The sequence below is a fragment of the Arthrobacter sp. Rue61a genome (genome assembly GCF_000294695.2).
Taxonomy (GTDB): domain Bacteria; phylum Actinomycetota; class Actinomycetes; order Actinomycetales; family Micrococcaceae; genus Arthrobacter; species Arthrobacter aurescens_A.
The window spans coordinates 2028369-2042598 of the sequence record NC_018531.1 but is presented as its reverse complement, the minus strand read 5'-3'; the positions used below and the strand labels follow the sequence as shown (position 1 = coordinate 2042598).

General features: G+C 61.5%; 10 protein-coding genes. 1 reads left to right on the top strand and 9 read right to left on the bottom strand.

The genetic code is table 11. The features are described from left to right. Positions 1 to 27: 27 nt before the first annotated feature. The 9 genes from ARUE_RS09285 to ARUE_RS09250 all read right to left on the bottom strand — a co-directional run bounded on the left by ARUE_RS09285 (position 28) and on the right by ARUE_RS09250 (position 12434). Complete coding sequence (locus ARUE_RS09285; protein ID WP_014921548.1) at positions 28 to 780, bottom strand: SDR family NAD(P)-dependent oxidoreductase; 753 nt, start codon at positions 778 to 780, stop codon at positions 28 to 30. Positions 781 to 800: 20 nt separating this feature from the next. After that, complete coding sequence (locus tag ARUE_RS09280; RefSeq protein ID WP_043470081.1) at positions 801 to 2480, bottom strand: D-apionate lactonase family protein; 1680 nt, start codon at positions 2478 to 2480, stop codon at positions 801 to 803. 496 nt (positions 2481 to 2976) lie between these two features. Beyond that, positions 2977 to 4341 carry a GH1 family beta-glucosidase gene (locus ARUE_RS09275; protein ID WP_043470076.1) on the bottom strand — a complete coding sequence of 455 codons (1365 nt, stop codon included), beginning with the start codon at positions 4339 to 4341 and terminating at the stop codon, positions 2977 to 2979. 269 nt (positions 4342 to 4610) lie between these two features. Next, the gene (locus ARUE_RS09270; protein WP_014921545.1) at positions 4611 to 5861 is read right to left on the bottom strand and encodes an MFS transporter; all 1251 of its coding nucleotides are present in this window, start codon (positions 5859 to 5861) and stop codon (positions 4611 to 4613) included. Between the two features lie 126 nt (positions 5862 to 5987). Then, on the bottom strand, positions 5988 to 8738 hold the full coding sequence (locus tag ARUE_RS09265; protein WP_502691466.1) for a family 78 glycoside hydrolase catalytic domain: 2751 nt from the start codon (positions 8736 to 8738) through the stop codon (positions 5988 to 5990). A 31-nt stretch (positions 8739 to 8769) separates the two neighbouring features. Further along, positions 8770 to 9231: an ATP-binding cassette domain-containing protein gene (locus tag ARUE_RS24945; RefSeq protein WP_014921543.1), complete on the bottom strand. Its 462-nt coding sequence runs from the start codon at positions 9229 to 9231 to the stop codon at positions 8770 to 8772. 32 nt (positions 9232 to 9263) lie between these two features. Then, positions 9264 to 10526, bottom strand: coding sequence for an ABC transporter substrate-binding protein (locus ARUE_RS09260; protein WP_162486140.1), 1263 nt, complete (start codon positions 10524 to 10526; stop codon positions 9264 to 9266). Positions 10527 to 10647: 121 nt separating this feature from the next. Continuing rightward, positions 10648 to 11475: a carbohydrate ABC transporter permease gene (locus ARUE_RS09255; RefSeq protein ID WP_014921541.1), complete on the bottom strand. Its 828-nt coding sequence runs from the start codon at positions 11473 to 11475 to the stop codon at positions 10648 to 10650. After that, positions 11472 to 12434, bottom strand: a complete 963-nt coding sequence (locus ARUE_RS09250; protein WP_014921540.1) for a carbohydrate ABC transporter permease — start codon at positions 12432 to 12434, stop codon at positions 11472 to 11474. Before ARUE_RS09250 ends, ARUE_RS09255 begins: the two co-directional genes overlap by 4 nt. 536 nt (positions 12435 to 12970) lie before the next feature. Here ARUE_RS09250 and ARUE_RS09245 point away from each other — a divergent pair. Further along, complete coding sequence (locus ARUE_RS09245; RefSeq protein WP_014921539.1) at positions 12971 to 14101, top strand: LacI family DNA-binding transcriptional regulator; 1131 nt, start codon at positions 12971 to 12973, stop codon at positions 14099 to 14101. The last annotated feature ends 129 nt before the right edge of the window (positions 14102 to 14230 follow it).

The following is a 14230-nucleotide window of genomic DNA, read 5'->3' as shown; positions in this document are numbered from 1 at the left end:
GTGCTTGAATCTCTCGCGCATGCTTGGCTACTTCGCGGTGAGGCCGCCGTCGACGGTGAAGATGCCGCCGGTGGCGTAGGCGGAGTCATCGCTTGCGAGGTAGACCATGATGCCTTCGACGTCAGCGGCGGTGCCGGCGCGGCCGAGCATGGTGGAGTCGACGAGACCGGCGCGTTGTTCGGGGTCTTCAGCGATGGCCTGGACGAGCGGGGTTTCGGTATAGCCGGGGACTACGGTGTTGACGCGGATACCTTCGGCCGCGTAGTCGGCGGCGACGACGCGGGCCAGCCCGTGGACGCCGGCTTTGGAGCTGGTGTAGGCGGTGAAGGTTCCGCCGCAGGCGACAACTGCGGTGGGGCTGCCCGTGCAGATAATGGAACCGCCGCCGGAGAGGGCACGGACCGCGTGCTTAAGCGTCAGGAAGGCGCCGCGCTGGTTGATGCGGACGGTTGTCTCCCACACGTCCAGATCCAGATCGCCCACGCGGGCGTCCTGGCCAAAGAGCTGGACACCGGCGTTGGCGACGACGATGTTGACCGGACCGTGTTCGAGGGCCGTGGCATAGGCCGCTTCCACACTGGCCTCGTCGGAAACGTCCATGAGGAGGGCGTTGGCGGCCTGGGAGCCGGTTTCCTTCGCGGCGGTGACGGCGGCTTCGTAGTTCAGGTCGGCGAAGTAGACGGTGGCGCCTTCAGCTACGAAGCGGGTGGCGACGGCGCGTCCGATGCCGGAAGCAGCTCCGGTAACAATGGCCGTTTTGCCTTCAAGTCGCTGGGACATAAGTTGTTCCTTTCGGGAAGTCAGGGCAGGAGTGTGGAGGCGGTTTGCCAGGGGGCGAGGCTGATGTCCTCGTGCCTTCCGGAGGGGCTCACAAGCCGGACGGCGATGCCGTCGGCGGTGAGGTTCGCGGTGTAGGCCATTATCCCGTCGGGGGACCGCACAGGGTACACGGCAATAGTTTCGGGCCCCGCGTCTGTGCACAGGACCTCGCTCCCCCGGTGCGCGGCGAGTTGTTGCAGCAGCTGCCCGGCCGGGGACCCCAGGTCGGCAACGGTGCCGTAGCTGATCGATCCCGTCCCCGGCATGGTCAGAGCGGCGACGCTGCCCAACAGCCAGGCCGCGGCGAAAGCCGTGTCCTGCAGACTGTCCCGGGTGGGAAGTTCCTCCTCCAGAGGCACCTGGGTGGCGACGGCGTTGAAGCGGGCCGCCAAAGTCACCGGGCCTATATGCAGGGGCCTGCCATTGCCGATACGCAGAGCGTCCAGGGCGGTGAGGGTTTGCATCGGCAGCGTCTCGATGATCGCCCCCGGTTCCATGGCATGCATTTGCGGGGTCACGGAATAGGTCACGCCATCGGCGCCCTGACGGGCACTGTCCTGGTTCCGGTTTAGTTCAGCGAAATGGCTTCTGGCACCGGCGATCAATTCACCCAAGAAGCCGAGCGCTTTCGCTTCAGCGGCTACAGCGTCCCACAAGGTATCTTCGGTGACATGGCTGCCCGCGTCGTAGACGCCCAGTCGTGTCACCCGACCCAGCGGGAGGGTCCGCAACACGGCGACCGCGTCCTCGGGTGTCGCGGCGACAATCCGCGCGTCCAGCGGCAGGCCCAGCCGCTCGGCCAGACCTGCGGCATCGGCGGCGGTGATCAGCCCGAGGGCGGGGTCGGCCGCGGTGTCGATTTCGGCGAGAAGCGGTCCGAAGTCTGCACCACGGGGGATTGTTTGAGCCGGTGCTTCCTTCGATGCGCCGCCCGTGGAGGTGCCCAGTTCGGGAACGGCTCCACGCGTCTCGTCCCGGACCCGGATGATCTTCCGGGCGCTGAACCGGATGCTTTGCCGGACAGTGTCCCCGGAGCGATGAGTCACGGGGAACGGCTTGGAGAGGGGCGTGCTGTAGGTCTTAAAGGACGCGTCGGTCCAGTTCCGCTGGTCCTCGGTTTCGAAGACGTCGCCGTCAAAGGCCAGGCGATAAGCGGTCTGATCCCGTTCCCACTCCAGGGCCGCGACGTCCTTGAAGGGCTGATGGGGGCGGATGCGGGTAGGGAATGCCGACTCCGTGCGGTCCCCATCAGGTGCAGTCACACTCACTGGCCGTCCGGCGTCGTCCGTGCGGTGCAGGACAACGAGCCCGATGCGGTTGGAGGCGAAATCCTCGACAGCGGCCCCCTCAAAGGAAACCGTGAGGCTTTCGGACTGGAACAACAGCGTAACCCGCCCGGCGTAGCGGGCGGCATACCCCTTCCACGCGACGTCAAGGACCACCCGCAGCGACTTGGCTGATTCGTGGACCTGGGAGGACATGATGTTTGGCGTGAGAGTGAGCCAGTTATGGTTACGAACCACCGCCCGCAGACCCCGCAAGACCGGCAGACCCCGGTGGCAAATATCGAGGAGCTCGTCATTTTGCAGCCTGGCCGACCACGGACCAAAATGCAGATGCTTCACAGGGAATTGCAGGCGTGACTCGGCCTTCTCGCTCACGGAAATGTCCTTCGTTATCTCTAAGTCAGCACTCCCTTCCCGCCGACGAGCGAAACGGGAGCAGCAGGTTATGCGGTCGGGTTTGCAAAGTTGCTTTTGAGGCGCGCGCGCCGCCTGTGATCATGTGCTGTTTTTGAACAGGTCATCAGGCCTTCTCCAGGACGCCCATGCGGAGCGCCATGTAGGTCCGGCCAAGTAATTCTGTTGCTTAACTGCCGGTGTAAGTTCCAGGCAGCTTCTCGATCGTCGGCGCGCACGTATCGATAATGCCGATTTCGGCGGCGCATCCAAATAGACGCCTCTCCCCCACCAAAGGAGGCCGTCTTCTTATCCATCACAGCCATGTTATTGTTCCTTGTATCCTTCAGACGGCTTACTCCTACCCATCCGAGCGAAGCTACCGAACGGGTCCGGTTGCCGAGGAGGGATCGACCGTGATGGTGCCGGATTCATCGGCCCTGTGGTGCCGACCGATTCCGAAAGGCACCCCTGCGGCTCAGGCCTGCTCGGCGGTGGGACGCGTTTTCCGGTGCGCGGCAATGACGTCGCGATACCACAAGGCCGACTTCTTCGGCACCCGATCGAGTGTTGCAGGATCCAGCGCCGCGATGCCGAACTTCATACTGAAGCCCGCCGACCATTCGAAATTGTCCATCAGCGACCAAAGGTAGTAACTGCGTACATCGTGTCCTTCGCGGATAGCTTCAGAAATCCACTCGAGGAAGCCCGACACGTAGCGGATACGCTCGTCGTCCTGCAACGGGTCCGAATCGGAGGAGGGGCCGTCCGCCATGCCGTTCTCGGTGATGTGTACCGGGCCCGTCCAGCCATAGTCGTCCCGCAGCAGGTTCAGTGCATCGAGTACAGCACGCGGGTAAAACTCCTGCCCATTGTCGAGGAAATTTCCACCAGGGAACGGGTCGGTCCGTGCAAATTGGGAACCGTCGTTCTTAGTCGAATCCACAACGATCCGCGAGTAGACGTTGAGACCGAGGTAGTCGATCGGCTGCTCGATCAGCTCTTGGTCGCCGTCGTGTATCACCGGCATCGTACCTTCCGCCTGCAGGCGGTGGCGGATGCGGTCGCTGTATCCGCCACCGCGCAGGGCGTCGAGGAAGAACCGGAATCCGTCGTCGTCGCCCTCGTGCGCCAAGGCGACGTCCCGAGCCGACTGGGTCGCGGGATGACGCTTCCAGATGTCGAGCACGATGCCAATCTCGCCGGGGGACCCTGCGGCTCGAAAGGCCTGCACGCCACTGCCGTGGGCAAGCAGGGCGTTGTGCATCGCTTGCCGGCCGGCCCGGGCGTCCGTCCTTCCCGGTGCGAAAAAGCCAACGCCGTACCCCGCCCAGATCGCGATGGGCTCGTTGAGTGTTGCCCACCGGCGCACCCTGTCGCCGAAGCGATCGAACACAACTGTGGCGTATTCGCCGAACCAGTCCGCCACATCCCGGTTTGCCCACCCGCCGCGATCCTCGAGAACCTGCGGCAGGTCCCAGTGATAGAGAGTGACGTTTGGATCGACGCCGGCGTCCAGGAGTCCGTCGATTACCCGGTTGTAGTAGTCGACGCCCGCCTGGTTGACCTGTCCCGTCCCTTCGGGCATCAGGCGCGACCAGCTCAGTGACATCCGGTATGTATCGAGGCCGACTTCGCGCATGAGAGCGATGTCGTCGCCGTAGCGGTGGTACGAATCGCAAGCCACGTCGCCTGGCTCATCATTCTTAACTTTTCCCGGCGAGTGGCCAAAAGTATCCCAGATTGACGGGCCTTTACCATCGGCATTCCAACCCCCCTCGATCTGAAAAGCACTCGTCGCGGCGCCAAATTTGAAATGCGGGGGCAGATAAAGGGTAGGCAATTAGACTCCTTCGGTCGTGAAATTTTCGTCGGTAAACAAAATTGCAGTGCTTGGTGGCAGCGGATGATCGTCGGACGGCATCGAAGTCGAGCCAGTGTTCTTCGCTGGGAACGAGTGCATTGAGCTCTTCCCAGACCTGTTCCGGGAGGTTTGTCGTGGACATGTCGTCCCGCCTAACTCTCGGTCATGAATTGGCAATGCGCATGGCACTTGGCCACGACGATATCCAGTGTTCCGTTCCGGGACCACGACCGGTGTTTGCCGATGCATCATCGCCATGTAGTTAGCCTCTTCCTTGTACCCTTCAGATTGCTTGCTGTTACCCAGGCCATCGCTGTCACAAGTGCCAGACCCATCGACCCTGCAGCCCAATTCGGAAGGGACGGAAGCCCGCTTAGGCTGATCGCGATTCCGCCGAGAAGAGCGCCGCCTCCGATTCCGATGTTGATAGCCGTGACCTGAAGAGCAGCTGCGACATTTCGGTTGCGGGGTGAGGCCACGAGCATCATGCGCGTTTGCAGCATGACCGGTAGCCCGCCGAATACTGCACCGATAAGGCCGGATGCCACCCACACGGCGGGCTGCGAACCGGCAACCAGAGGCAGTGCTGTCAGGAGACCAATGAGCGCTGTCAGCGATACGAAGAACAGCCGCAACGGAAACCTGCTGTACAAAGCGCCAGTCACGGCGACTCCCACGGCACCGGCAGCCCCGCCTATGAAAAGCATCACCGGAATCGCGGTCGGAGGAAGGTGAACTGTGTCAAGCAACCACACGACGTTGAAGGTCCCGAAGCTGCTCTGTGCCCCCACGATCAGCACGATCAGAAGGCAGACCATCAATATCGACGGCAGCGTACCGTCCTTCCCCACTGAGTTCACGGCCTTGGTTTTGATTGCTCCCGTCGCGCCTGCAGCAGGTAGTCGCCAAACCATCAACAAAAGGGCCAACAGCGCCAAGCCCGCCAGTGCTGCAAACGCGATCCGCCATCCAAAGGCTTGGCCGAGCGCATTCCCCAGCGGGATACCGAGCACACCAGCTACAGATCCGCCGGCTGCGGTGACGGCAGTTGCCTTACCCAGCTCCGTGGGCTGGACCATGTGGGCGGGGTATGCGGCAACAACCGACCAGAAGGCTGCATGAGCCAAGGCACCCCCAGCCCGCGCGATCAGCAACACCTCAAAGGACGGTGCAAGCGCTGTTCCGACGTTGCCGGCTGCTATCAAGCCGAAGGCGATCAAAACCATGGTCTTGCGCGGCAGACGCCGTGTGATCACAGCCAACGGTGCTGCCGTGACGATCACAGTGAGGGCAAAGACGGTAATGAGGTGCCCTACCTCAGCCGACGACCGGCCGAACTCGGCAGCGATCTGCGGAATAAGCCCCCCTGGCAGGAACTCGGTCGCCATGGAGATGAAAATTGCCAAGGCAAGTGTCATCAGCCCGACGACGGGAAAGGCTTGGGCCGTCGTAGCGGGGGCATTGTTCGTTGTCTGGCCCGGTTTCACGGAAGAAGTCATCCTGTTCTCGAAAGACTGTGGTTCTGCCGTTGTTCCAGTGTTCGCCCATCCGGCAGATCGTCGGGTCCGGGTACAAGCCGGGCAAAATAGGCTGCAGCGCGGAGTTCCCGGTCCGCTCCCAGGCCGTCATGATTGCGGCTCAGCGAGGATTTCGGCCACGCGCTCCCGCAGCGGAACGCGTGCATGGACCCAGGGTTCAGGGACCAGCGCGATCCCCAGTGTGTTGGCCGGGTCGTTGAGGTACCTGCTGAGTTTGTCCGCCGCCTGGGCTTCCCCCTCAGGCGTGACCCCGGTTTCCACGGCAGCCGCCACCACAGCGGACCACGCAGCAGGCATGTAGTCAAGAACGTCGCGGATGGTTTCGGCCGTCTGGCTCTCCGCAGCTGTAGTGGGATCGGAAACGACCCATGAGTACTCACCATGCGCAACCATTTCCGGCTCCGGGGAGCCCGGAACATAAACCTGGGCTGTAACGCCCACCGGCACTTTTACGTTCAGTCTCAGCTGCCCGCCGGTACGCTCCCAGTGAACAGCCGCCTCGCCGTAGGGTGTCAGGTGACTGGCGGACGCCGAGGTGAGTGCCGACGTGGCATACGGCCGAACTTCAAGTGCGCGGTAGCCTGGAGCCGCAGGCGCCAAGCCCGCGAGGCTGCGGTGCATCCAGTCAGCGACGGCACCCAACGCGTAGTGGTTGAACGATGTCATCCCGCCAGGGTTCACAGAGCCATCCGGCCGCATGCTGTCCCAACGTTCCCAGATGGTCGTGGCACCCATGGTGACAGGGTAGAGCCATGATGGGCAGCCTGTTTGGAGGAGAAGCCGGTAGGCAGTATCCACGTGCCCCGAGGAGGTGAGAGCGTCACAGACCAACGGGGTGCCAACGAATCCGGTGCTGATCCGGAATCCGCTGACCCGGACCAGGTCGGCAAGCCGCCGGCCTGCTGCCTGGCGCTGCTCTTCAGTGGGCAACAGCGCCCATTCCAGCGCCATCGCGTAGGCAGTCTGGCTGTCAGAAACAATTCTCCCCGATGGAGTCACAAACGCCTGGGCAAAGGCAGCACGGACCTCAGCGGCCAGCTTGGCATACCGGGCGGCGTCCTCGTCCCGTCCGAGTACCGCCGCTGCCTTACCGAGGACTTCTGCAGAGCGGGCGTAATGCGCCGTTGCGACCACGTCGGGATCCGTTTGGGCGCGAGCAGCATCTTCGGGTGGAGCGCTGGGGTCCAGCCAGTCACCGTACTGAAAACCACCCGTCCACAGATGCTCAGGGCCTGCCAGCGTCGCAACCCTGTGCAACCATGCGCACATGCTGTGGAACTGCCGTTCAAGAACATCCAGGTCGCCTGTCCGCTGGTAGAGCGTCCAAGGAACGAGTACCGCCGCATCACCCCACGCCGCCGTGGGCGCATTGGTAAACTCCGAATGGATGACGTCGGGAACCACGTGCGGTACTGCACCGTCCGGCAGCTGCTCGGCGGCGAGGTCCGCCAGCCAGGAGTTGAGGAACCCGGTGGTATCGAACAGGAAGGACGCCGTTGGTGCGAAAACCTGAATGTCCCCCGTCCAACCCAGCCGCTCGTCCCGCTGCGGGCAGTCGGTCGGCACATCCACAAAGTTGCCGCGGATGCTCCAGACAACGTTCTCGTGGAACCGGTTGAGCAGGTCATTGGACGAAGAGAACCAGCCTGTGCGACGGAGGTCGGAGCCGATAACAACGGCTTCAATATCTTCCACTTTGAGGCCAGGCACACCCGTCACCTCCGCATAGCGGAAGCCGTGCAGGGTGAAGCAGGGCTCCAACGTTTCCTCCGCGGATCCGGCAACGATGAAGGAGTCCGTTGCCTTTGCGGAACGCAGCGGCTCGGTGCCAAGTTCGGCGTTTTCGAGGACTTCGGCGTGCCTGAGCACCACCTCAGCTCCGGCGGGCAGGTTCCGCGTCCGCAGCCGGATCCAGCCGACCAGGTTTTGACCGAAGTCCACAAGTGTCTTTCCGGAGGGTGAGATGAATACCGATTGCGCAGGTAAAACGTCGGTGGGCCGGATAGCTGGACCTTCCGGAGCGACAAGCCGGGAAAGATCCGCCACGACGGCTTCGACCGTGCCAGCCCTTTGCGCCGAGACGTCATTCGGGATCCGCAGGTCCGTCCGCTGACCGTCGTACAGATCATCGGAAACAATATTGCTCTCCCGCGCCCTCCAGGACCCGTCGGAGAGCAGGACGTAAGTGCCGCCGTCGACCGTGGTCACCTCAAGCTGGGCGAGCACGGCGAGCCTGTCCCCGTAGAGCGCACGCTTGTTTTCAAAACCGAGACGACCGCGGTACCAGCCGTTGCCCAAGAGCATGTCCAGGGTATTGGGACCCTGGCGCACGAGTGACGTGACGTCGTAGGCGTGGTAGCGGAGCCGGTTCTCGTACGACGTCCACCCTGGAGCAAGGACACTGTCATCGATCCGCTGCCCGTTCAGCGTGGCGACATAAACCCCGTGGGCGGTTGCGTAGAGCCGCGCTTTGGATACATCGCCCGGAACATCAAGGGTCCCGGTCAGGATGGGCGCAGGCATGCCCTCCGCTCCGAGGTCGACGGGGCTGATGAAATCCGCCAACCAATCGCTGGTGTTGAGCAGACCCGCCTCGACGACCGACCAATCGCTCCACCGGCTCCAGTCCACATCGTGGGCAACGCGTACCCTGACGCTGGCGGACTCGCGGGAGGAAAGCGCAGGAGCAGGCCACGGAACCAGTACCTGCTCGGCGCTTTCGATCCTGTACGCCTGGGTAAGGCCGCCCCGGCTGACTTCCAGTTCGTAGGCGGTCTGCAAGTAGCCTCCCTCAGCGGTCGGCACGGACCATGAGAGTCTGGGCGTTCCGGTACCCATGCCAAGGATTGGGCCGTTTTCTGTGCGGTGTTCAAAGCGTGGGGCGTGGGGAGCGGCAGCCGTTGCCATATGGAGTCTCCGTTTCAGGTTGAGTATCGGTGCGGACCCCCAACGGGGACCAGGGTGTTGCATGACGACTCCGGGGCATGGCTGATGAACAGAGCTTCAGTACGCGTGCCCGGGTGATGACATCAAGTGCGCTGGTGGGTTCATCGCAGATGATGACAGCGGGGTCCATCGCTAGTGCACCGGCAATCGCTATACGCTGCCTTTGTCCCCCGAGAATTCCTATGGGTAGCGGTTTCGGAGTCTCCGGGGAGCCCGACGGCGTCGAGCAGTTCGCGTAGCGTTGTCTTCCGCCGGTGGCGTCCGCCGCGGCCATGGGTTCGACGAGGATGTCTTCTACCGTCATGGACGAGTTCAGTGAAGAGCAAGGATCCTCGAACACCACTTGGATGCCGCGGGCCACCTTTCGAAGCGCCGATCGGGCCACACATCTACGCGGAGCCCGATCGGCAGCATAGGTTATTTTTTGTATACAGAATCCAGCTTTTCAGCGACTTGGCGCGGCGTGCTGTTACCGAGGATCAGCGATTGGACGGTCTGGTTGAGTTGGGTCTGGACTTCGGCCTGCACGTTACCTAGCGGTGCGTATGCGCCGCGTTCGATGAGGTCCGCGAACGAAGCGAGTTCCGTTGGTGCGGTGTAGGTATCGTTAGCGAGCACAGGCACAGAGGCGAAGCCCTTGGCGTAGGTCGCCGAAGGCTCGGACTCCCCCATGAACGCGAGGAACGCTTGTGCGGCCGTAGGGTTCTTTGCCTTTGCGTTGATGGTATTGACAAGGCCGGGCAGAGCGACGACTTTCGTGTCCGCAGGATTATTCGTCGCCGGCATGGGCGCTACTTCGAAACTGCTGCCAGGTGCGCTCTTCTGTATCCCAGCGAGAACCGCTCCGACATCTACAGTCGCGAGTGCTGCGCCCTTTGCAACTTCCTGGCCGGCCTGGTCGCGGGATCGGCCGAGCGCGCCGTCACCGAAGCAGCCGAGGTCGCCCATTTTCTTATAAATTTCGAACTGGTCGACCCACACGGAATCGGCGTATGTCGTCTTGCCGGCAGCGAGGTCTGCATCAAACTGTTTGGGGTCTGATTCGAGAGTCGCGAGCTGGCTGTAGGTCAACATCTGCGGCCCGGCAGGATCCCCGAGGCCGAGCGAGTAGGCGTAGACACCCTTGTCCTTCGCGGCGGTGCAGAGCTGATAGACCTCATCCAGGGTCGTCGGAATTTTTAAGCCGAGTTCGTCGAGTTTGGTCTTATTGAAAATCGCGGCGAGCGGCTGAAGGGCTCCGGGGTAGGCAAATGTTTTGTCTTCGTAGTTCACTGCCTGCTTCCAGGCATCCGGGACGTCCTTTGCCCAGGGCGCGTTGAGGGGGGCGATGCGATTGGAAGCGGCCAGCGAGACGACGGTGTCGGCCGGATCGGTTTTCGTGCCGCCGGGGAATGACGTCAGGATGTCAGGGGCCGTGCCGCCCTGCAGCTGCGTCATTGTCAGGGCCCCGATGTCGCCACCCTGGTAGTCGAACTTCACGTCAACGTTCGGATACTTCTTCTTGAAGTCCGCCGCGATCTGTTCATACGTGTCCTTGAAGCCCGAGAAGAACAGGCCTGTCAAGGTGCCGCTGGGCTCGCTGCTTGGCTCGCCGCTGGCCTGGTTATTTGCGCCGGTGTTGCCGGAGCTGACGCATCCGGCGAGGCTGATTGCCGTGATGGTGGCGACGGCGGCCGCCATGACGCGGTTGTGAATCTTCATTGATCGATCTCTTCCTGTGAAGTGGGTGCTGTGATGAGTGGTGAAGGAGTTGGGAGTACCCGGTGACGGCACCGGACTTTATGCGCGGGCTGGCTGCGGATCATCCCTTCAGCCCACCGGCGAATCCTTGGATTACGTACCGCTGGAACAGCAGGTAGAGCGTCAAAACTGGGACCATCGAGATCAGCAAGGACGCAAAAATGAGTGGCCAGTTCGTGGTGTACTGCCCGACGAACTGGAAGATTGCCATGGGAATGGTCACCTGGCCGCTGCCCGAGAGGTAGATCAGGGGGGTGAAGAAGTCGTTCCATACGCCAACACTGTTGAGGATGATGCAGGTGCCTAGAGCCGGTCGAAGCAGCGGAATGACCACGTGCCAGAAGGCCCGGAGGGGACTGCACCCGTCAATCTGAGCGGCTTCCTCATAGTCGAGGGGGACGCTCGCCCTTAAGAAGGTGGTTATCAGGAAGACGGTGAACGGCAATTGCACGCCGCTGTAGACGATGACCAGCGACCATACCGTGCCAAGAAGTCCGAGGTCCCGCATCTGGATGTAGAGAGGTATGAGTGCCAGTTGGAACGGCAGCAGTAAGCCGATCATGAAGAAGTAGAAAGTGCCGGAGGATAGGCGCGAGGTCGACCGGGCCAGCGGGTACGAGGCCATTGTTCCAACCACCAGCACCACAAGGCACGAGATCGACGTGACGATCAAACTCGTGATGATTGATCCCGGCAACGGCGAAGTGGTCCAGGCGGTGACGAAGTTCTCGAATGTCGGGCGGGAACTCGGAATGACCGGTGGTGTTAGGTCGTCAGTGGGCCGGATCGCCAGGTTGATGAGAACGTAAACCGGGAGAAGGAAGATGAGCGTCGACCCGTAGGCGGTTATGTTGGCGCCGTAACGGCTCCAAAGACCTGATGTTTTCATGAATTGCGCTCCTGGCGGCGTAGGACCGAGAACTGGATGACGGAGAGGATCGCGATGCCGATCGCGAGGAGAAGGGCGAGAGCGGCCGAACGTCCGTAGTCGGCGTACAGGGAGAAGTAGGAGTAAATGAGCGTAGCGATAGTCTGAGTCTGATTGGCGGGCCCGCCGTTGGTGAGCGAAAAGATCTGGTCGAAGATCTTCAGTCCGCCGATGAGTCCGAGCATGAGGTTGATGGTGACAGCGGGGGCGAGCAGCGGACGGATGACAAACCAGAACCTCTTCCAATACCCTGCACCGTCAATGGCGGCTGCCTCCTCAAGTTCTTGGGGCACGCCCTGTAGACCGGCCAGATAGATGATCATGTTGCCACCGATGGACTGCCAAAGAACGGTGACGATGATGATAACCATCGCCGTGGTTGGGTTGCCCAGAAAGTCAACGGGCTCCTGGCCGAGAGCAGCCAGGACTTGGTTGACTCCCCCTACCCCGGGCGGGCCGAAGATGTACTTGAAGAGGTAGCCGACAACGAGCGACGAAACGACCATGGGCGCGAAAACAATGGTCCGCAGCACGTTGCGACCGAACACACGTCCGTTCAACAGGAGCGCGAGAGCTAACCCAATGATGTTCTGCAGAACCACGACCACGGCGGCCAACTGGAGCGTACGGAACACCGCAGGACCGGCGTCCGAGTTGAAAATACGGGTGAAGTTTTCAAATCCCGTGAAATTCGGTGCCCCCACGGTCGCGAACGACCAATCGGTGAAAGCGGCTTGCAAACCCTGAACGGTGGGCACAACAACCACGTAGAGGTAAACGGCAGCGCCGGGCAGAACCAACCACCAAAGGTCACGTCCGACTGAACGCAGGCGACGACGTTTGCGAGGACGGTTCGCTAGTTCCTTGCCCACCGGGGGCACCCCGCTACGCGTGGGAACTTCAACACCACTGGACGACATGACACTCCTTTGTGCTCCTGTGCGATCGCACAAGCTGCCGAGACCAAATCTTCGGGGTAACTAGGGCGATCCGCTTAGTAAGCTATGTATATAGAAAATCGTTGAAACGTTTCAAGAGGCGGGCGTCACTGCCCGGCCGAGGGGTGACCTCGAAACCTGCGTGAAGCTCCTTGTTTGGCGCTGGCTGGAGGGGAACCACCGACTCCACTCCGAAGCCAGGGGGCGTAACTCCGCGTATTCCACCCTCCTGCTGTGTAGACATCGCTACCACAACGACGTGCAACGATATACGGATGAGCATAAGGGTCAAATGTGACCTACGTCAACACCTTGCCTCAAATACTGTTCCCAGCAGGATTTAATGCCCGTCACGGTGGCGCAGTTCACCAGACCACGCCGTATATCGTTATCCGCGCACACCGACTCTGAGTCGACGATCGCGGGAAAGTCGCGCCGCCATAGGGACCCCTTACAGCACATCTTCACATGAGAGGCATACTGTTTGTGTAACGTTATCGACCAGCGAATCCGGGCCCATGAACTCAACGAAGCACGAAAACAACGAGATGCCACATCGGAGCAGGCGGGAAGATGGATATTCCGGCCTTCCCCTGACGGCCGCAGGTACCTCCCGTCGGGCCACCCTGCAGGATGTAGCGAAGGACGCCGGCGTTTCCGTATCGGCTGTTTCGAAAGTCGTCCGCGGTGCCTCCGGGGTCAGTGCACACATGCTGCAGACGGTGACATCATCAATTGAACGCCTGGGCTACCGTCCGCATGCGGGGGCGCGCGGCCTTCGGGGCCGCTCTTTTACTGTCGGGGTGATGATTGGCGACATTCTGTCGCCATTCCAGCCGGAGGTAGTTCAGGGGATAAGTGCCGAACTTGAGAGCAGTCCGTATCAGGAAATAATCGTAGTCGGCGGGATTAGCCCGGACCGTCAAAAAAGATGCATTGAAGCTTTGGTCGACCGGCAGGTGGATGGTTTGATCCTGGTGGCACCCTGGATGGAAGTTGACTGGATCGAGTCGTTGGCAAGGTCAACGCCCACTGTAGTCGTCGGGCTTCATGGTGCTGCATCATACTTCGACACCGTCGTCGACGATGACCGAGAAGGTGCCCGCCTCATCGTTGAACACTTGGTCTCGCTGGGCCACCGCCATATCGTTCATACCAGCGCTCCGTCCGCAGGGAAGAAGAAGCCATTCGTTTTGTCCCACACCGCCCGCAGGGAAGGCTACGAACTTGCCATGAAGGCCCACGGGCTTGACCCGGATGTCGTTGTCACCATGTACACCGAAGAAGGTGGCCACCTCGCGGCAACGGAAATCATGGGCAGGGACATCCTGCCTACTGCCATCTTCGCCGGGGCCGACATCGCCGCCTTCGGGGTGCTCCGGGCCCTTGAGGATAAAGGCATCCGGGTCCCGCAGGACATCACCATCACCGGTTACGACAACATCTACGCATCGACCATAGGCCGCATAGCACTGACTACAGTGGATCAATCAGGATCCCTGACGGGGTCAGTCAGCGCGAAACTGCTATTGGAGAGAATGAACGGCCGGGACCAACCCGTTCAGTACGTCGTCGGCCCCAAACTCATCACCCGCAGCACCAGTGCAGAACCACGATCAAACGCGCAGATACGTGCTGGTGCACGGTAATTGACAAGGCTGGATCCAGGGCGAAAACACCCTAAAGTCACTTAGTGCTGGAATTCAGGCCAGCACAAATCCCATTCAGCCAAGGAAAACCCGTATAACGTTATCCACGCCGCGGCTCGCGCTACGGTC